The sequence below is a fragment of the Acidobacteriota bacterium genome, from assembly GCA_026393675.1.
GTDB lineage: Bacteria > Acidobacteriota > Vicinamibacteria > Vicinamibacterales > JAKQTR01 > JBAXOX01.
Genome location: JAPKZQ010000016.1, coordinates 1 through 19,377 on the forward strand (window position 1 = coordinate 1; position 19,377 = coordinate 19,377).

Sequence of the window (19,377 nt, forward strand, 5' to 3'; positions counted from 1 at the left end):
CACCTTCCCAATCCAGGCGGGCGCCACCAAGACCTTCTTGCCTGGCCACCAGTTGGTGGTGTCCACGATCATGTAGCGGATCGCCCAGGAGTGATCGTCCACGAGATAGTCTTCCACATGGCCGATGTCGCCGTCGGTCGCGTGGATGTGGTAGCCGGTCACGGCGCGCGAACTCCGCAGGTGCGGGTCGTTCCGCTCCTTGGCCTTCCAGTTCCAGCGCCGCTCGCGCTCGAGTTCCGCGGCACTCAGGGCCGGCCCGGGTCCGAGATAGGGATAGGGATACGCGCCCCAGAGATAGTCCCCCGCCCAGTACGGCGTATAGCCATAGTAGCCATAGTAGGCGGTCTCGTGCTGCCGCGAGACCGACTTATGCACGTCGATATCTGGACTCTTCTCCACCTGGGCCTTCGTCAGCGCGGCCGTGATGCGCTTGTGCTCCCAGTCCATCACGCGGAACGCGATCGGCGAGAGGAGCACCTCACGTTCCGAAAGCCACCCTCCCGTGTCGACCACGACGTAGCGCACCGTGTAGCTCACATCGTCGAAATAGCACTCTTTGACCGTGCCGATGTCCCCGTCGGTGGCCCCGATCGTGAACCCGTCGAGATCCTTCATGCTCCGGAGCATCGCATCCTCCTTTGGGGATTGTTGCTCTCCCGCGCCGCTGTGGTCCTACGGCGGATCGCCCGAAGACTGAGTTGGCTGTCCGCTGTGACTTCCCGGCACCCCCTCTGTGCTGGGGAAGACGCAGTCGATCATCGGTTAAGACGCGATGGCAGGCTGTCCAATACCGCACAGTTTCGAAGAAGGAGGTGGCGACCAGGCGCCCTCGTTGCTCGTACAGTTCACAGGCACGCCAGGCGATCTACGGGGTCACATCGACCGGTGTCTTGGCCCCGGCGTCAGGCATGCGCCACCTGATCAGCGCAACCTTCACGGCGTCGTTCACGACCAGGCACGAGACCATCGCGAAAGCGAAAATCGCGAGCGTCTGCCACCAGGGCAATGGCATGAGTCCCGGAAGACCCGCGAACGACAGGACGGTGCCGACGAGCGTTTCCGCCATGACGGCGGCCACGACAGTCTTGCTGGGCATCGTCGCCCAAAACCAGCGGCGCTCCCGCGCGGATACGATGGAGAACGCGGCGAAGTAGAGCAGTGTCAGGAAACTGAAGGTGTAGAGGGCATCATCGCTCGTCGACAATCCGTAACGTGACCAACCGAACCACAAGACGAGAAGCGCCTCTGCGACCATCAAGGCGCCCAACACCACGGAGACCGTGATGAGATGCCCGATGTTCCACGTCTCCGGTTTCCTGGACGGTCGAACACGATCGGTGGCCAGGGAGATCTTGGCGAAGTCCGTGATGAAGACCAGCAACAGCATCGCAAAGGCGGACATGACAAACCTGCCAGTGACCGCGAACGCGATAGCCACGAAGGCTGTCTTCAGGATCGTCCGGCTGATCTTGTTGATGATGTATGTCAGGATGCGCTGGTAGATCGTCCGCCCCTGCTCGACCAGCGCCACGATATTCGTCAACCCCGGTTCGGTCAGGACGACGCTCGCGGCGCCCTTGGCCACGTCGGTCGCAGTACTGACGGCGATGCCCACTTCGGCCTGGCGGAGGGCAGGCGCATCGTTGACGCCATCGCCCGTCATGCCGGTCACATGTCCTGCGGCCTGCAGGTGCTGCACAACGATGTACTTGTCCTCCGGATACACCTCAGCGACACCGTCCGCACCCGCCAACACGTCCACCGCCTTGTTGCCAGCCTGAGCGCCCGCTGCCTTCAGGTCGGCCATGCGCCGGATGTTGGGCAGCCCGACTCCGTGCGCGATTTCACTAGCGACCGCCAGGGCGTCGCCAGTGAGCATCTTTACCGAAACGCCCAAGTCCCGAAGTTCGGCGATCAGTTGGGTGGCGTCCGGTCGAGGCGGGTCATAGAGGGTCACCAATCCGACCAGGGCAAGCGCGCCCGACTTCGCGGTTGAAACCGCGTCGTCGTGGCCAGGGCCCGTCTGTGCGGCCGAAGCCGCTTCGTCGGGGCCTTGCGCCACAGCCAGCGTCCGATACCCTTTCAGTGCCGATTCGCTGACCCGCGCCTCCAGCGCGTCGATCGCCGGAGGCTCCAGTCTGCAGGCTTCGGCGACAGTTCGCACGGCGCCTTTCATCACGTGCAGGCGCTGCCCATTTTGTTCGACCACGGCTTCGGTCCGCCTGTTTGTCGCATCAAACGGCGCGAAGGAAACGGGCGTGACCGCCGGCCTGCCGTCGAAGATGTGCCGCTCCTTTGCCACGGCCAGAAAGGCGAGATCGATCGGGTCCTGGTTGGCTTCCTGCGACGCGAGTGCGCCGGCGAACAACACGTCGGCTTCCGTCGCGTGCTCCAGCGGGATCACGCCGGTGACGGCCAGCTGGTTCATCGTAATTGTGCCCGTCTTGTCCACGCAGAGTACGTCCATTGTCGCGGCATCTTCCGAGGCGCTGAGACGAGTGACCAGCACACCGCGCTTGGCCAGCTCCTTCGACCCGACAGCCATGCTGACCGTGAACATGACGGGGAGGGAGAGCGGGATCGCGCTCATCAACAGGATGAGCATGAGCGGGACCATTTCCAGAAGCGGCGTGCCGCGCACGAGGGACATGACGACGACGATGCCCAGCAGCGCGCCGACGACGAGGAAGAGCCAGCGGACGACCCTGGCCATCACCGCATCGATGTGGAGCGTCGGTCGCGCCTGCTGTACGAGCTCCGTGGTGCGTCCAAAGAAGGTCTTCGCTCCGGTCAGCATGACCACGCCGTTGCCTTCGCCCCGGCGGACGACGGATCCCGACGAGAGCACGTCGCCGGGCGCCTTGTCCGCGTCCTTCGATTCGCCGGTGAGAGCCGATTGGTCAACGCTCACCGTTCCGGTGAGCAGCTTCACGTCTGCGGGAATGATGTCGCCGGGGCGCACACGGACGATGTCGCCCGGGACCAGATCCCGGGCGGGGATGACCTGCCACTGTGCCTCGCGAAGCGCACGCGCGCTGACTTGCAACCGGCGCCGCAACGTCTCGATCACGCCGGCGGCCCGGTGCTCCTGCGAAAAACTCACGGCGGCGTTGATCACGAGCAGCGCACTCACCACCGCGAGATCAGAGAATTTCTCCAGCACCGCCGACAGGACCATGATCAGTTCGAGCATCCACGCCGACAGGCCCCAGAACTTGCCGAGAAACATGAGGACCGGGTGTTGTTTCTGTTCGGCCACTTCGTTGTAGCCGTGCTCCTTTCGGCGGGTGTCCACCTCAGCGTGCGTCAGACCGGTATCACGGTCCACATGGAGCGCCGCGAGCGTGTCGGGGACCGACGCGGAGGCGATGTCGGGGGGCTTGGCGCCTGCTGGCTTCGAGGGCGCCGGCGACGTTGTATGTGCCATGAGCGTGACTCGTTGAACGTCACTTCGCGAGCAGCATGCGGATCGTGTTCAATTCCCGCCGACGTGTGGCGGTGGTCCTGGGATAGGCCATCTCGAGTTCATTGAGCGCATCAAGGACAATTTGGGAAACAATCAACCGGGCATTCTCCTTGTCATCGGCGGGAACGACGTACCAGGGCGCGTAACGGGTGCTTGTCGCGTTCAGGCAAGCCTCATAAGCTTTCATGTACTGCTTCCAGTATTTCCGCTCGTGAATGTCCGAGAGGCCGAATTTCCAGTTCTTGCCCGGCTCATCAATGCGCTCGAGAAATCGCTTTCGCTGTTCTTCCTGCGACACGTGCAGGAATACTTTGATAATCCGCGTTCCGTTACGATGAAGATGGCGCTCCAGGTCCACGATGGAGCGATATCGCTCTTCCCAGATCGTCTTCTCGTCGCGCAATTCGCGTGAAAGCCCCTGGCTGCGGAGAATCTCGGGATGCACCCGGACAATCAGCACTTCCTCGTAATAGGAACGATTGAATATGCCAATCTGCCCGCGTTCGGGAAGCCGGCCCGTCGTGCGCCAGAGAAAATCGTGTTCCAGTTCGTCGGCGCTCGGTTGTTTGAAACTGAAGACCTGGCAACCTTGCGGATTGACCCCGGACATGACGTGCCGGATGGCGCCGTCCTTGCCGGCAGCGTCCATCCCCTGAAAAATCAACAGCAACGCATAGCGGTTGGACGCGTAGTGGAGGCGCTGCAGCGAGCTCAACTCCGCAACGTGTTCTCCGAGGACGGCGTGATACCGCTTCTTCGACTTACAGAAGGGCTTCACAATCGTTGGCCACTCTCTGAGGGTGACCTTATCTCCGGGCTGCACACGGAACTGCTTTGAATGGATTTTCATCGTCGTCTTCTCCGTGTCACTGGATGCGTGGGTTGCGCTCATTCCCCAAACCTGCGAATGAACCAGGTCTTCACCACTTGCGTCAGCACTGCGTAGCCCACCAGCATGATGGCCAGAAACAGCCAGTACAGCGGCGGGAGCGGGACAAACCCGAGCGTGTTCGCCAAGGGCGACACCGTCAGCCAGGCACCGACCGCGACGATGAGCAAGGAAGAGAGGATGAGCGGCCAACTCGCCCGGCTTTGGATGAACGGGATCTTGTTGGTGCGAATGACATGGATGATCAACGTCTGGGTGAAGAGCGACTCCACGAACCAGCCGGTGTGGAACAAGGCCGGGTTGTGCCAGCAGTCGAAGACGTACAGCATCAGGAAGAACGTCGCGTAATCGAAGATCGAGCTGATCGGCCCGATAAAGAGAATGAAACGCAGGATCTTGCCAATCGTCCACTGGCGCGGCCTGGTGAGCCAGTCCTGATCCACCTGGTCGGTCGGGATGGTGGTTTGCGAGAAGTCGTACAGGAGGTTGTTGGTCAGCACCTGGATCGGCAGCATGGGCAGGAACGGCAGGAACGCGCTGGCCCCCACGACACTGAACATGTTGCCAAAGTTCGAACTGGCCGCCATCTTGATGTACTTCACGATGTTGCCGAACACCCGCCGGCCTTCCAGCACGCCCTGCTCCAGCACCAGCAGACTGTTTTCCAGCAGGATGATGTCAGATGACTCCTTGGCGATGTCTACCGCACTGTCCACTGAGATGCCCACATCGGCGGCCTTCAGGGCCGGGGCGTCGTTGATGCCGTCACCCATGAACCCCAAGACGTGGCCCTTGCTCTGGAGCGCACGGATGATGCGTTCCTTGTGAGCCGGGACCAGCCTGGCAAAGACGCTGGTGGCGCTGGCGGTCTCGGCCAGTTCCGTCTCGCTCATCGTCTCGATTTGAGAGCCGAGCAAGAGATGCTCGACCGGCATGCCCACTTCCTTACAGATATAGGCGGTGACGAGCTCGTTGTCGCCCGTCAGGACCTTGACGTCCACGTTCAAGCCGTGAAGCCGGCTCAACGCCTCCGTCGCCGTGTCCTTTGGCGGGTCGAGGAAGGCCAGGAACCCCAGCAGGATCAGGTCCGATTCATCCTTGATCGCGTACACCGGATCATCTGAAGCGCCCGGCATGTGCTTGTACGCCAGGGCGACGACCCGAAATCCCTGACTGTTCAGGTCGTCAGCCAACTGTCGGCGTTTGGCATCGTGCTCGGGCAGAACCTCGATGACCTCCCCTTTGGCTTCCACCCGGGTACACTGGCTCATCACTTCATCCACCGCGCCCTTGCAGATGAGCGTGTTCAACCCGGTGTCATCTTCCACCACCACCGACATGCGCCGGCGGACGAAGTCGAACGGGATCTCGTCGATCTTGCGGTACTTCTCGTCCGCTTTCAGGTGCTCTCTCAACTCCTCATGGTCGAGGACCGCCTTGTCCAGCAGATTCTTCAGCCCCGTATGGTGAAAGCTATTCAGGTAGCCGTAATGCAGCACTTTCTCACTGGGATCGCCGTACACGTCCAGATACTTTTCGAGCACGACTTTGCCCTGGGTGAGGGTGCCGGTCTTGTCGGTGCATAGCACGTCCATCGCGCCGAAGTTCTGGATGGAGTTCAGGCGTTTGACGATCACCTTCTTGCGCGCCATGGCCAGCGCGCCTTTCGACAGGTTGACCGTCACGATCATGGGCAGCATCTCGGGGGTCAACCCCACGGCCACGGCCATGGCAAACAGGAACGCTTCCACCCAGTTGTGCTTGCTCAGTCCGTTGATGAGGAACACCGCCGGAACCATCACGGCGATGAAGCGGATCATCAGCCAGGTGAACTTGTTGACGCCCTTGTCGAAGCTGGTCAACTGGCGCTGGCCGATGATGCGGGCGGCTAGCGATCCAAAGTAGGTTCGGTCCCCGGTACGGATGACCACGGCGGTCGCGGAGCCGCTCTCGACGTTGGAACCGAGGAAGCAGAGGTTGGGTTGATCGAGGGGGTTCTCCACATCGACGGGCGCCAGTCCAGCCGTTCGCTCCACGGGCAGCGCTTCACCGGTGAGGGCTGCCTGATTCAGGAACAGATCTTTGGCGGACAGCACTCGCACATCAGCCGGCACCATGTCACCAGCTGCCAGCCGGATGATATCGCCAGGCACTAACAGCTTGAGCGAGACTTCTTCTTCCTTGCCGTCTCGCACCAGCGTCGCCGTGTTGCTGACCATCGCTTTGAGCTTCTCGGCCGCGTTATCGGCCCTCGTCTCTTGGAAAAAGCGCAAGACGACGCCCAGAACCACTATGACGAAAATGACCACCGTTGCCCGCAGGTCACCAGTGAGATAGGACAGCACGCCCAGCGCCAGGAGCAGAAGGACCAGTGGATTCTTGATGTTTTCCAAGAGGCGCATCAGGGCCGAGTGACGCTTCTCTCGGGCAATCTCGTTGGTCCCGAACTGCTTCAAGCGAGCATCGGCTTCCGCCGTGCTCAGCCCGCTCGGTTGTGATCCAAGCCCCTTCAGGACGGTATCGGCATCGGTACGGGCCGTTTCCAACAGGTGAACGGGATCATCCGCCCCGTTTCCGCTGGGGAAGTGACCTGGGCGCTGAGAGGCGTCCGGCGTCTTCTTGGAGATGTTCATCATGCCTCTACTGGGGGTGCCTGTTGGCCATGGTGTTGCCTCCAGAGTCGTGTGCGAATGGACGTCAATTCCTTGTCGCCGCGGACGTGCAGGTTCTTGTGGTTGGTGCGGCCGTACGTCAGCCGGTGGATCAACCACGGGTAGGCATCGAAGGCGAAGATGGTCGGCTTGTCGTTGGTGAAGAGCGAATCACAATCCGCATCGGTCAACCCGTGCGGGTGTTCGGCTTCGAGGCGCCTCTGCAAACCGAGCGCCCGACCCACTCACGTATATCGTCAGTGGCCGGGCGCTTGTTCAGGACACAACCGTCACTACCGAATCGACTGGAAGTTGAGGATGGTCGCCGCAATGGCGCCCAGAATCGTACCCCTCCCGTTGACGTACGTGCCGTATTGATAGCGGCCGTTGTAGCCATCTTGGTAGCCGCGACGGAAGCCCTCGCGGAAGTAGGTGTTGTAGTCGGCCCGATCGACGTAGAAGCCGCCATAACCGTAGTTCGCATCCTGATAGGCATAGGCGTTCTGGTAGTTGGAACCCCAGCGATCCTGCCGGTCTGCCATCCCCGCGCGAACGCCCTGTTCATAGCCGTAGTTCACGGCCTGCCGAAGCAGATCGGCGCCGGCCTGGCTCGTCTGGTAGTACTGGCCTCCACGAGAGTACCGATAGCTAGGGGCCGTGGTGAAGTGGGGATCGGACCTGTAGTTGTAGTTCCCCTGAGTCTGGATACGCGACCGCTGCTGATTGAGCTGCGCCTGGTACTGCTGCTGAACGTTGTACTGCGCCGTACGTTTCTGCTGCTGGAGTTGCGCTGTCTGCTGCTGTGCCACACGCTGCTGCTGATCCAGTTGGCCACGGTACTGCGTCAAACGCTGCTGTTGCTGATCAATCAGCTTCTGCTGATCCTGCTGTGCCAGGCGCTTGGGCTGCGGCTTGGCCTGCGCCTGCTTCTTCTGCGCCTGTTGCTGTTGCTTGTCCTGCTTTTTCTGATCCTGTTGCGGTTGAGCGCTGATCGTGACGCCCATCCCGAACAGCGCGACTGCGCCGATGCCAACCGCCACGACCAGCCGATTCAAGACATTGACTCTCATTGCACACCTCTTTCCAAAGTCCGTATCACTCGCCGTCAAACCCTGAGAGCAAGCCGCCTCACCTACGTGACCGGGCGCGCCCCTGCCTCGATGCTCCCCGTGCCGCATGCATGTTCATCATGCCGTCCCGCACCGGTCGGCCTGACGTACGACTCGTACTAAACAGATTAGGGCAATCGCCGACGAGCGTCTGTGCCGTTGGGAACACCCCCGTTTCTCCGTCGGGGTCGTTGCGCGGGGGAAGGCGTTTGCCGTCTCACGCCCCCCAACTGTGCGTTCTTGCACATGCGCTCAGACGCCGGACTGATAGGCTCGTGCCGTTGACGGGTGAGTACAAGAGCGGGTCAAGGAACATTTCACAATTGGAGGTTGCACATGTGGAACAAAGATGAACGCGCCGGAAAAATCGATCAGACGAAAGGTCGAGTCAAGCAGGCGGTCGGCGATTTGACCGCCAACAAGGACCTGAAGGCCGAGGGTCGGGTGGATGAGGCCGCGGGGAAGGCCCAGGCGGCCGTGGGTCAAGTCCGTCGGAAGGCCGGCGAAGCGATCAAGAAGATCGGCGAAGCCGTGAAGCGGTGAACCCGGGCCGGCGGCCTGCCCTGGCTCAGGCCGCCGGCGAGACCGGAGTCTCATACATATCTCACGTGCGGCCCACCGTATTGCACACGCACGGCTGAAGCTCGCGTCGGCTTTCAGGACATCACGACCATGGAAACACTCCCCATCAGCCCGCCAGCCACATCTGCCGCGACAGCCCATACCGAGCCTGCAACCGCCCTGACGGCTCGTCACGTGACACGTCCAACCTTCCTGCGGCGACGCAGCCTGTGGCTGATTGGCGCACTCCTGGTCGTCGCCGTTAGCGCGGGCTGGTATTACTTTGCGTATGGCACAGCCAAGATCGTTTATGCCACGGCCGCCGTCGAACGCGGCGATGTCGAGAGCACGGTCGTGGCGGCGGGCGTCCTGCAGCCCGTCAGGTATGTCGATGTCGGCGCTCAGACCTCCGGCAAGCTGAAATCGCTGAAGGTCAAGCAAGGCGATCACGTCGAAGAGAACCAGTTGCTCGCGGAAATTGACCCGGTCCTGGCGGATACCGCGCTCACGTCCGCCAACGCCACGCTCGAGAACATGAACTCACAGCGCTCGGTGAGACAGGCGCAACTGGTGCTCGCTCAGGTCCAGCGGGACCGCAACGAGCAACTCTTTACGAAACTGATGCTCTCCACCGACGACCGCGACGTGACCCGGGCCAACTACGATGTCGCGCTCGCCAACGTCGCGTCGCTCTCGGCGCAGATGAAGCAGGCGACGGCGGCGGTCGACACGGCGACAGCCAATGTAGGGTATACGAGAATCACGGCGCCGATGACCGGCGACGTCGTGTCCATCGCCGCACTGGAAGGGCAAACACTCAACGCGAACCAGCAGGCACCGAATATTCTCCGGATTGCCGATCTGGGCACCATGACCGTCCGGGCGCAAGTCTCGGAAGGGGACATCGTCCGCGTGAAGCCCGGCCAGGACGTGTACTTCACCGTTCTGGGCCAGACCCGTCGCTGGAAGGGCAAGATCCAGCAGATCCTTCCCACCCCGGAACTCATCAACAACGTCGTGTTTTACGACGTGCTGTTCGACATTCCGAATCCGGGGCGTGAGCTGAGTATTCAGATGACGGCACAGGTCTTCATCGTGCTTGCACAGGCGAAGAACGCGTTGCTCATACCGACCGCAGCCGTCGGCAATGCCAGCGAAGGCGCGACCATCAACGTACGGGTACTGAACGCTGATGGCCGCATCGAAGTGCGCGCGATCACTATTGGCATCAAGAGCGAAATCTCCGCGGAGGTCACCAGCGGTCTCAAGGAGAAGGAACGGGTCGTGATTGGTGGGACACCACCGGCACAGGGCACCACGAGAAGCCCGCTGGCCGCCGGCCGCAGGGGTTTCTGATGCCGTCGCCGATCCTCGTCGAATTGCAGGCGGTCAGCCGCACCTATACGTCGGGCGGCGAGCCGCTGACAGTGCTCACCGGGGTCAGCTTGGCGATTGAGAGCGGCGAATTCGTCGCCATCATGGGCGCATCCGGCTCGGGCAAGTCCACCCTCATGAACATCATCGGCTGTCTCGACAAGCCGTCGAGCGGCACCTATCGCGTCCGCGGCATCGACATCGCCACGCTCGACGGCGACGCGCTGGCCGCTCTGCGGCGCGATACCTTCGGCTTCATCTTCCAGCGCTACAACCTGATGTCCGACTTGAGTGCCGTCGAAAACACCGAGGTGCCGGCCGTGTACTGCGGCATGGCGAGAGGGCAGCGGGAGACGCACGCCAGCGACTTGTTGCGCGAACTCGGTCTGGGCGACCGGCTGCAACACCATCCCAGCCAGCTCTCCGGCGGCCAGCAACAGCGGGTCGCCATTGCTCGCGCGCTCATGAACGGCGGGCCGGTGATCCTGGCCGACGAACCCACTGGAGCGCTCGACAGCCAGGGCGGCAAGGAGGTCATGGCGATTCTCGAGAAACTGCACGGACTGGGGCACACCATCATCGTGGTGACCCACGACAGCGACATCGCGGCATATGCGCACCGCATCGTTCGCATTACAGACGGGCGTATCACCTCCGACGAGCAGCAGCAGAAAGGGGAGGCCGCTCATCAGGAACCCGCCGCCGACACCGGAAAGGCTGCTGCCACGCCTGGTGTGGCGGTTCTCGGCGAAGCGCTGAGCATGGCGTTCCGTTCACTGCTGCGCAACAGGATGCGAACCGCGCTGACGATGCTGGGGATCATCATTGGCGTGGCCTCGGTGGTCGCGCTGATGGCGATCGGCAACGGCGCGAAGCAGGATGTCCTTGATCGCATCCAGGCCATGGGCACCGACTTGCTGAGCATTGAGCGCGGACCGGCCGCCGTTCGCGCCTCAGGCGCGACGGTGACCAGCTTCTTGCCCGAGGATTTGCCGTCCATGGTCACGGTGCCGGGTGTGGCCATGGCGATTCCGGAAACGGAACTGTCGTCGCTGCTGCGCTTTGGCAACCAGGACTTGATGGTCTCGGCGATCGGCACCGGCGACGCCTTTCCCCAGGTGCATGACTGGCCGGTGCAGTCCGGCGTGTTCTTCTCGGCCGAGCACGTGACGCGCTATGCCCAGGTCGTCACGATCGGCCAGACCGTCGCAAAGAACCTGTTCCCCGCCGGTACGAATCCGATTGGCCAGTATGTGCTCATTGGCAACGCGCCGTTCCTGGTCATTGGCGTGCTAAGCAGCAAAGGCTCGACCGGGCGGGGTGACGACCAGGACAACGCCGTCTGGCTGCCCTACACAACGGCCGGAGCACGCATTCTTGGACAGCGCTTTTTCAGGCGTATGGTCGTGAGAGTGAAGCCGGGCGCGGACATGAGCATGGTGCAGGCGGGACTCCGTACGCTGCTGATCACCCGCCATGGCAAGGAGGACTTCAACATTCGGAATATGGCCGATACCATCGAGACGGCCAATGAAACGCAGAACACGCTCACCTACCTGCTGGCGGCCATTGCCGTGATCTCGCTCATTGTCGGCGGCATTGGCGTGATGAACATCATGCTGGTCTCGGTCACCGAACGGACTCGCGAAATTGGCATCCGCATGGCGATTGGCGCGCGCAGCTTCGATGTGTTGTTTCAATTTCTGACCGAGGCCGTGATGGTCTGCTTTGTCGGCGGCCTGGCGGGTGTCGTCGTCGGCATTGGCGGCGGTCTCTCGACCTCCGCGATTGTCGGCTGGCGCGTGATGTTCACGGTCGCACCGATCGTCCTTGCCTTCGCGTGTGCGTTTCTGACGGGAATCGTCTTTGGCTATCTTCCGGCCAGAAAAGCCGCACACCTCGAGCCCATCGACGCGCTGGCTCGGGAATAGATTGGCGCGCTACCCCTTCTTGATCGGCACGCGAACCTCGACCGCCTGATCGAGCGGAAGCGACAGCACGGTGCCGCGCGGCAGCAAGATCTGCGGACCGCGCGTCGACAGCACCACGGCCGTACCGGCGCCTCCGCCGATGCCCGCGCCGATCGCGGCACCCTTCCCGCCGCCAAACAGAGCGCCGATCAGCGCGCCGCCAGCGGCCGGGATGCCGATCGTGGCGATGTCCTTGTTCTTCCCTGAGGCCGCCAGAAACCCGACGCGCGCCGAGATCGGGCACTGCTCGTCGCGCCCCGCAACCGAGACCGAGCCGAAGAGGAGTGCCAAGCTGGCGCGGCCCTTGACCTTTCCGCCCGGCTGGGCCGTCGCGACCGCGCCCCTGACGACGCTGCCTGCCGGAAGGACCTCTGTGTCGTCGACGACCACGGCGGCGGTGAGCGTTGCTTCGATCGGATCTTCAACGCGACTTGAGTCCGAGCCGACCGCCGAATTCAATCGGACGGCGAGCCTCGTGCCCTCCGGGAGCGTGAATTCGCGGAACGTCGCGATCGCCGATAGCGGGGCTGGCGTCTGGTCCACCAGTTGCACGCCGACGATTTGATCGCGGGGGACCAGGCGGCTGGTCGACCCCACCGTGACCCTCACGGTCTTGTCGTCGCGCGCGGTGAGCGTGCCGCGTACCACGCCGCCGTCCTGTCGCGTGACTTCAACTTTCGTGCCGATCGGCACTTTCTCGAGATCAATTCGATTGGCGCAGCCGGCACCGGCGATGATGAGCGCGAGAGCGACGGTCGGTAGAATCTTCATCATGGTTAGTCCCCGTGTCCTGTGGAAGGCATGTGGAATCAGTCACTGGCCGAGTGCCCCCGGACCAGCGGGCTCCCCTGCGATCGTGTTGCCCGGAGCCTGCCGCTCGGCAGCCGCATGTTCGATGGCGGCGTTCAATTCCGCGCCGATGAGAATCGCGAGGCCCGACGCGTAGAGCCAGAGCAGCGCCACGATGACGCCACCAATGGCGCCGTACGTTTTTTGATACTCCCCGAAGTGGCCGGCGTACCACTTGAACCCGAGCGACGCGAGCATCCACAACAGGGTGGCCACGATTGAACCCGGCGTGATCCACGCCCATCGCCGCCGCACGTCGGGCGCGAAGTAATAGACCCACCCGAGCGCCGTCACGATCAATCCGAAGACGAGCGGCCACTCCACGATCGCCCACATCCAGGCGAAGCGCCGGGGCACGCTCACGCTGTTATCGAGGTATTCCGCCAGCATCGGCCCGATCATCACAAGCGAAACGGCGATCAGTGTAAACGCGACCAGCACCACGGTCAGGCCCACGGCGAGCAGACGGACCCGCCACCAGGCGCGCCCCTCCCTGACGTGGTACGCGTGGTTCAGGGTATCGATGATGGCCGTCATCGCCGAAGAGCTGCTCCACAGCGCACCCAACAGACTGAGCGTCAGAAGGCCGCTCGGTGGTCCGTTCGCGATCTGGACGAGTTGCTCCCGGACCAGGATGAGGACATCGTCGGGCGCCACACGCGCGAGGTTTCCCACGACTTCATCAATCAGCTGCTGCACCGGGAGGGAGCCGGCAAGGGCCACCACGAACAGCAGGGCGGGGAACAGGGCGAGAAACCAAAAGAAGGCCAGTTCGGCGGCCCAGCCGAGACAGTCGCCTTCATAGATGGCGCGGCCCGTGCGCTTGAGGATCTCGCCCCACCGGATGACGGACTGCGACGACCGCATCGTTTCCAACCACCTGATTGTGCAACCGACGCGACGTCCACGCCTGTTCACTTTGGAACAGCCCAACGTCAGATGGTGAATGTACTGTCCACAATCAAGGCTTTCGACACATGTATCGATTCATCCTGATCGTCCTCGCGGCTCTGTCGGTTGCTTGGTACCAGAGATTCGGGTGGCTGGATGAACGGCAAAGATGCTTTCGGTTGTGAGCGACTGGGGTCGGGTAGGAGGACGTGTGATGGCCACTCGTGGGAGACGCGCAAGGAAGCCATCCCGTGTGACGCAGGCGGGGGCGTATCGGCGCTTCTGGAACGACGTGGGCAGCCGGTTCCCCGACCTCGGCGGGGCGGCCTCGACCCGCTACTACTCGGACAATGAACGCCGTCTCTTTACCGAGCACTTTCCGGCGCTGGAGGGCCTGAGCATCTTCAAGACCGATCTGTGGGACGAAGCCAGGAACACGCGTATCCTGGCCTGGGCCAGCCAGCAGGGCGCCCACGTCTACGGCATCGACATCTCAGAGCCCACAGTGACCCGCGCGCGCGCCGCCTTCGAACGCCAGCCGAATTGTTGTCACGGCGCGGTTGCCGACCTCCGCGAGTTGCCCTTCCACGATGCGAGTTTCGATGCCATCTACTCGATGGGCACGATCGAGCACTTCGACGAGACCGAACGCGCGGTCGAAGAGATGGCTCGCGTGCTCAAGCCTGGCGGGCGCGCCATCGTCGGTGTGCCGAACCGCTACGACCCGTTCCTCCGGCCGCTCGTCGTGGCGATGCTCCAGGCCCTGGGGCTTTACGCGTACGGGTACGAAAAGTCCTACTCGCGCCGCGCTCTGAGGGAGATGCTCGAGCGGGCCGGCTTCGCGGTGGTCGCCGAGACGGCGATTCTCTTCATCCCGGGCTGGCTCAGGATGCTCGACCTCGCCTGCCATGCGTGGTGCCGGCCGCTCGCAAAGGTCACGGGCGCCCTCGTCTGGCCGTTCGCCTTCCTCGATCGACACCTGCCGGCCGTGCGGAGACACGGGTATCTGCTCGCGACGGTCGCGGTGAAACCGGAGCGCTCGAGCGCCTAAGGGCTCGTCACGTCTCGCCGTTTCTGCCGCGCAGCCGAGCCGCGCGGTGCGAAGCGCAGCCCCGGTTTTTTGCCGAACAGCATTTCTCGCTGCGTGGCGAAGACGTGTGCGTGTCGGTGCACTCCGGGCGCGATTACTCCGCTCGAGCCCGGCGCCGCAGCCGAAGGTACCCCAGGCCCAGGAGTCCGGCGGCGAGGAGCAACGCGCCCCACTGTGGCAGCGTGGGAACGGGGCTGATGATGTTCATCGTGTAGGAGGTGTCCTTGAAACACCCGTTCGCGTCGGTCCCGCGGATCGTGACGGCAGGGGTGCCGGCCGTGGTCGGCGTTCCCGCCAGCACGCCCGCTGCGGTGAGCGTCAGGCCCGCCGGCAGCGCGCCGCTATTGACCGTAAAGGTGTACGGCGCCGTTCCGCCGCTCCCCGTGATCGTCTGGCTGTAGGCGACCCCCACCGTGCCGTTGGGCAACGTCGCTGGGGCGAGCGTAATCACCGGGCACGGGATGATGATCGTATAGGCGAGCTCCGCGAAACAGCCGTTGGCGTCGGTCCCGCGGATCGTGACGCTGGAGGAGGTGCCGACGCTGGTCGGCGTCCCCGCCAGCACGCCGTTCGACGTGAGGATCAGACCCGCCGGCAGCGCGCCGCTGGTGATCTTAAAGGTGTAAGGCGCGGTCCCGCCGCTTCCCGTGATCGTTTGGTTGTAGGCGACCCCCAACGCGCCGTTGGGCAGCGTCGCCGGGAGAAGCGTAATCACGGGACAACCCGGCTGCGTCGCGATGAGCATCGTATAGGCGAGCGTCGCGACACACCCGTTCGCGTCGGTCCCGCGGATCGTGACGGTGGAGGTGCCGGCGGTGGTCGGTGTTCCCGCCAGCACGCCCGCCGAGGTGAGCGTCAGGCCTGCTGGCAGCGTGCCGGCGGTCACGCTAAAGGTGTACGGCGCCGTTCCGCCGCTCCCCGTGATCGTCTGGCTGTAGGCGACCCCCACCGTGCCGTTCGGCAACGTCGCCGGGAGAAGCGTAATCACCGGGCACACCGGCGGTGCTGCGGTGTCGCACGTGGTGTTGACGGTATTGGCGTCCACCGTGACGGCGCCGGTTCGCGCCAAGATCCGACCCTTCACGGTGGCGCCAGTGTTCAGCGTGATGCTCACCTGCGCAAGAATATTTCCCGCGAACGTCGTGGTTGTCCCGAGCGTCGCCGAACTGCCTACTTGCCAATACACGTTGCACGTTGACCCGCTGTTGCTCATGACGACCGACGAGCCGCTCGCCGTCGTGAGCGTGCTCCCGATCTTGAAAATGAAGACTGCGTTGGCGTTGCCTTGGGCGTTGAGCGTGAGGATGCCGGTCAACTGAGCCGAAGTGGAGAAACAATAGACGCCCGCGGTGAGCGTCATTCCGCCCAGATCTTGACCCGTTAACGTCTGGGTACACGCCTGGCTTGCCAGATCGTTGTACGCCGTGGTGAGGGACGTCTGGGCCGCAGCCGCGGTGGAGTCAGCGGCATGTATTCCGCCGGACACGACGGTCCCCGGAGGAAAGCCGGTGACCGAGGTGCCAGGGCTGAGGCCGAGGTCGCCGGTGATGATGCTCGAGCCGGTATTGGTCACCGTTGAGGCACCCAACACGGCGAAACTGGTCGCCGAGCCGAGCGATGGTGCGGTCTGGGCCAGTGCGGGGCTAGGACCGTAAAGCAGCGCGGCGAATACCACGCTTGCCACGAGATTGAAGCAGGTACGCTTCATACTGCATTTCCTTCTTCCGACGTGAGTTGCGGAAAAACCCCGGCGTGCTGATGCGCAACCGGCGCTATTGATGACAACTACTTGGTGGTCACTATATGTCAGCGTGGTGAGACCGGCTGTTCACTTTTGGACACTCCCGGTTTCGACGCGTCATGTCTTGTCGCCGCAAAATGGACAGCCACGACGACGAGGAGTGGGCCGACCACCGCCCACGCGCGCACGTCGCGCACGTGAGGCGTGAGACCGGAGTGGCTGGCGAGGACGTGCAAGGTCACCAAGGTCGCCATCTGGATGAGCTCGAGGAGTACCAGGCCGGTCAAGAAACGCCTCCAGCCGACGGCGACGAAAGCGGCGACCCAGATCGCCATGTAGAGGCCCACCTGGAAAGCGGGGAGAAGCGTGATGGCGCCCTGTGGATCGTCGAGCGGCGTGCCCGCGACGACGCCAGAAGGTGCGCCGCCGCCGATCATCTCCGCCGCGTGCGCCAGGACGTGCGCGTACGGCGCGCCGAGCAGACAGGCGACCGCGACTCCGAGCGCCATGCCCATGAGCGCCCGGCGCAACCCCGTTCGGCCGGCGCCGTGACGCCAGAAGGCGGCCGCGGCCACGACGGCAGCGGCGAGGAGAAGTTGGTAGAACGCGTGGATCAGGTAGAGCGGTGAAGCCACGAGCGCAGCCGGGAGAGCCACCACCAGTAGTCGGGCGATGCCGAGGCCGACGAAGAGCGGTGCTGTGGCGACCAGACCCAGCGCGCGCTGGCGCCATGTGCTCGCATAGGCGAAGACGGCCGCCAGATAGACTGGGATGAGCGGCGTGGAGATGCACTCCTGGGTCACCACGAAGCCGCCCCGGGACGTCCACAGTACGTTGGCCGCAGCGCGAGCTTCGACGCCGAAGACGTGGAGCGCCGCCGCCGCTGCGCGGGCGATGAAAGCGGCCACCGTGAGAACGCCGGCGCTCTCGAGGTAGAGCGGCGAGGCGGCCGTGAACAGGAGGAGAAACACCGCCGTGAGGAAGATGAAGCGGGGCGTGAGGCGCGCCGGGGAAGAAACGGTGGAGGGCGGCGCTTCCCGCGTCACGGATTCACGAACACGACTTCCGATCCCTTTTCCCCCGTCCGCGAAGCGCATCCACCCGAACACGTACCCGGCGACGGCAAGCACGAGCGCTGCCGGCCACACATAAAGGTGTAGCGTCTCGAACCACGCCGGCGACGCGGCGACGCGGCCGAGCGTGGCGATGCGCAGCGTGTTGAGGCCAAGGACGAGCGTCAAGCCGCCGCCGGCCCCCGCCAGACGCATCCGCCAACTGGCCGGGTACGCGAGGATGGCGCCGACACACAGTGCCAGCGCGTCGGCGCCGCTGCACGCGAGCGTGGCGTCGATGGGGAACGCGGGCGTGCCACAAAGCCCCACCGCGAGCCGCGCTTGGAGGCGCGTGAGCGGCAGAAGCCCGTGAATCTCGACCCAGTTCAGGCGCAGAAGGCCGAACAGGCCCAGGCTCCAGGCCACGGCTCGCAGCGCGAAGTTAACGGCTCGGGTCTGGCTGCGGATTGTGTCCGTCGGCACGGCGAATCTCCTGGACCGAGACGTGGCGCGCGCCGAAGGACCGGCTCAGCTCGTCGATGGCCTCCAGGCTCTTGAGCCTGCTCGAGCAGGAGAAGATGTCGATGTGCACCGTGCCGGTCTCCGGCCAGGTGTGCAGGGCGGCGTGCGATTCGCTCAGGATCAGGACGCAGGTGAGGCCCGCTCCGGGAAACACATGGGTGAGCGCGTGCAGGATCGTCGCGCCGGCACGCCCGAGCGCCGCGACGAAGGCCGTGCTGATGTCCTCCGGGTGCAGCGCGGCGAGGGCCTCGCACGTGCCAAGGTCGACCGAGTAGAGCATGGGCGGTGCGTGTGGATCCATTCTCCGAGGGAATATATCTAACGGCACGGGGAGCATCGTGTTCAAAACCGAACAGCCGGTCTCACCACACCGGCATATAGTCGCCACCAACAGCGCCGGTTGCGCATCGACACTGTGAGGGTCATCTACAGCCAGACGATCACGGGGAGCGGCGGAACCGCACCGTACAGCTTTGGCGTGACCGTCGGCGCCGGCGCGCTGCCGGCCGGCGCCGCGCGACCGGCTTGAGTCAAGGAGGGAGACATGGCCATCTCGACACCGAAGAAACTCGGGTTTGGCGCTCTCGCCCTGTTGGGCGCGTTCTTGTTGGGGTACGTGCCCGCCTCGCTGAGTGCCCGCGACGCACGGGCGGAACAGGATCGGCTCACGCACAAGTTGGCGTTCGCCTCGCTCCAGGTCCAGCTCGGCATGATGAGCTATGAAGTGAATCGAGACAACTACGGACTCGCCGCCCAGTTGGCGACGCCGTTCTTCGATGGCGTGCGATCGGCCGCCGCGAGTCCCGCCGATCAGACAGTGACGCAGTCGTTACAGGCGGTTCTCGCTCGCCGAGATGAGATTACGTCGGACCTGGCGAAGGCCAACGCGGGGGTCAAGAGCAAGATCGCGCAACTGTATGCGGACTTGTTTCGCCTGACGCAGACACCGTGAGTCGCGCGCCCGGCCGTCGCTCCTTGATAACACCCACAAGTCATCCCTCGTGCAGGACGACAGCCAGCATGGAATCGCTGACTGTCGTCCTCGCGATCAGGCGCTCCGGCGGCCCCCAAGAAGCCTGAACAGCAACACGACGACGGCCACCACCAGCAGGATGTGGAGGAACCCACCGAGCGTGTAGGACGTCACGAATCCCAAGAACCACAAGACGAGCAGAATCACAAACAGTGTCCAGAGCATTTTGATCTCCCGCG

General features: G+C 63.6%; 17 protein-coding genes and 1 pseudogene. 6 read left to right on the plus strand and 12 right to left on the minus strand.

Translation table 11 applies throughout. The annotated features are described in order from the left end of the window. The 6 genes and pseudogenes from NT151_05955 to NT151_05980 form a co-directional block, all read right to left on the minus strand. Positions 1–627 (minus strand): PRC-barrel domain-containing protein (locus NT151_05955; protein ID MCX6538464.1); only part of this gene is annotated, 627 nt, incomplete at its 3' end. 238 nt (positions 628–865) lie between these two features. After that, positions 866–3,427, minus strand: a complete 2,562-nt coding sequence (locus NT151_05960; GenBank protein MCX6538465.1) for a plasma-membrane proton-efflux P-type ATPase — start codon at positions 3,425–3,427, stop codon at positions 866–868. 19 nt (positions 3,428–3,446) lie between these two features. Next, positions 3,447–4,316, minus strand: coding sequence for a polyphosphate kinase 2 family protein (locus NT151_05965; protein ID MCX6538466.1), 870 nt, complete (start codon positions 4,314–4,316; stop codon positions 3,447–3,449). A 38-nt stretch (positions 4,317–4,354) separates the two neighbouring features. Then, entirely contained in the window at positions 4,355–6,988 is a 2,634-nt protein-coding gene (gene mgtA, locus NT151_05970) for a magnesium-translocating P-type ATPase (protein MCX6538467.1), read from the minus strand. 44 nt (positions 6,989–7,032) lie between these two features. After that, positions 7,033–7,218 (minus strand): annotated as a pseudogene (locus NT151_05975) (hypothetical protein). Between the two features lie 81 nt (positions 7,219–7,299). Next, on the minus strand, positions 7,300–8,076 hold the full coding sequence (locus tag NT151_05980) for a hypothetical protein (protein ID MCX6538468.1): 777 nt from the start codon (positions 8,074–8,076) through the stop codon (positions 7,300–7,302). Between the two features lie 375 nt (positions 8,077–8,451). Here NT151_05980 and NT151_05985 point away from each other — a divergent pair, with 375 nt between their 5' ends. From NT151_05985 to NT151_05995, 3 genes are all read left to right on the plus strand, one after another. Then, the gene (locus tag NT151_05985; protein MCX6538469.1) at positions 8,452–8,658 is read left to right on the plus strand and encodes a CsbD family protein; all 207 of its coding nucleotides are present in this window, start codon (positions 8,452–8,454) and stop codon (positions 8,656–8,658) included. Between the two features lie 213 nt (positions 8,659–8,871). Then, positions 8,872–10,032 carry a macrolide transporter subunit MacA gene (gene macA, locus NT151_05990; GenBank protein MCX6538470.1) on the plus strand — a complete coding sequence of 387 codons (1,161 nt, stop codon included), beginning with the start codon at positions 8,872–8,874 and terminating at the stop codon, positions 10,030–10,032. Beyond that, positions 10,032–11,981 carry a MacB family efflux pump subunit gene (locus tag NT151_05995; GenBank protein ID MCX6538471.1) on the plus strand — a complete coding sequence of 650 codons (1,950 nt, stop codon included), beginning with the start codon at positions 10,032–10,034 and terminating at the stop codon, positions 11,979–11,981. Before macA ends, NT151_05995 begins: the two co-directional genes overlap by 1 nt. Positions 11,982–11,990: 9 nt before the next feature. Here the strand turns inward: NT151_05995 and NT151_06000 are convergent, their stop codons facing one another. Both NT151_06000 and NT151_06005 read right to left on the minus strand, forming a co-directional pair. Continuing rightward, on the minus strand, positions 11,991–12,794 hold the full coding sequence (locus NT151_06000; GenBank protein ID MCX6538472.1) for a hypothetical protein: 804 nt from the start codon (positions 12,792–12,794) through the stop codon (positions 11,991–11,993). Between the two features lie 39 nt (positions 12,795–12,833). Next, on the minus strand, positions 12,834–13,736 hold the full coding sequence (locus tag NT151_06005) for a YihY/virulence factor BrkB family protein (GenBank protein ID MCX6538473.1): 903 nt from the start codon (positions 13,734–13,736) through the stop codon (positions 12,834–12,836). 238 nt (positions 13,737–13,974) lie between these two features. On the opposite strand from NT151_06005, the gene NT151_06010 reads away from it, so the two are divergent. Further along, positions 13,975–14,811 (plus strand): class I SAM-dependent methyltransferase, encoded by an 837-nt coding sequence (locus NT151_06010; GenBank protein ID MCX6538474.1) that lies wholly within the window; start codon positions 13,975–13,977, stop codon positions 14,809–14,811. Between the two features lie 133 nt (positions 14,812–14,944). On the opposite strand, the gene NT151_06015 is transcribed toward NT151_06010, so the two are convergent. The 3 genes from NT151_06015 to speD all read right to left on the minus strand — a co-directional run bounded on the left by NT151_06015 (position 14,945) and on the right by speD (position 18,466). After that, a complete protein-coding gene (locus tag NT151_06015) occupies positions 14,945–16,558 on the minus strand; it encodes an IPTL-CTERM sorting domain-containing protein (GenBank protein ID MCX6538475.1) in 1,614 nt (537 codons plus the stop codon). Positions 16,559–16,656: 98 nt separating this feature from the next. Then, positions 16,657–18,126, minus strand: coding sequence for an archaeosortase/exosortase family protein (locus tag NT151_06020; protein MCX6538476.1), 1,470 nt, complete (start codon positions 18,124–18,126; stop codon positions 16,657–16,659). After that, positions 18,086–18,466 carry an adenosylmethionine decarboxylase gene (speD, locus tag NT151_06025; GenBank protein ID MCX6538477.1) on the minus strand — a complete coding sequence of 127 codons (381 nt, stop codon included), beginning with the start codon at positions 18,464–18,466 and terminating at the stop codon, positions 18,086–18,088. Before speD ends, NT151_06020 begins: the two co-directional genes overlap by 41 nt. Positions 18,467–18,565: 99 nt before the next feature. Between speD and NT151_06030 the strand changes: the two genes are divergently transcribed. Both NT151_06030 and NT151_06035 read left to right on the plus strand, forming a co-directional pair. Then, positions 18,566–18,694: a hypothetical protein gene (locus tag NT151_06030; GenBank protein MCX6538478.1), complete on the plus strand. Its 129-nt coding sequence runs from the start codon at positions 18,566–18,568 to the stop codon at positions 18,692–18,694. 15 nt (positions 18,695–18,709) lie between these two features. Next, entirely contained in the window at positions 18,710–19,117 is a 408-nt protein-coding gene (locus NT151_06035; protein MCX6538479.1) for a hypothetical protein, read from the plus strand. A 96-nt stretch (positions 19,118–19,213) separates the two neighbouring features. On the opposite strand, the gene NT151_06040 is transcribed toward NT151_06035, so the two are convergent. Continuing rightward, entirely contained in the window at positions 19,214–19,363 is a 150-nt protein-coding gene (locus tag NT151_06040) for a lmo0937 family membrane protein (protein ID MCX6538480.1), read from the minus strand. Between the last annotated feature and the right edge of the window lie 14 nt (positions 19,364–19,377).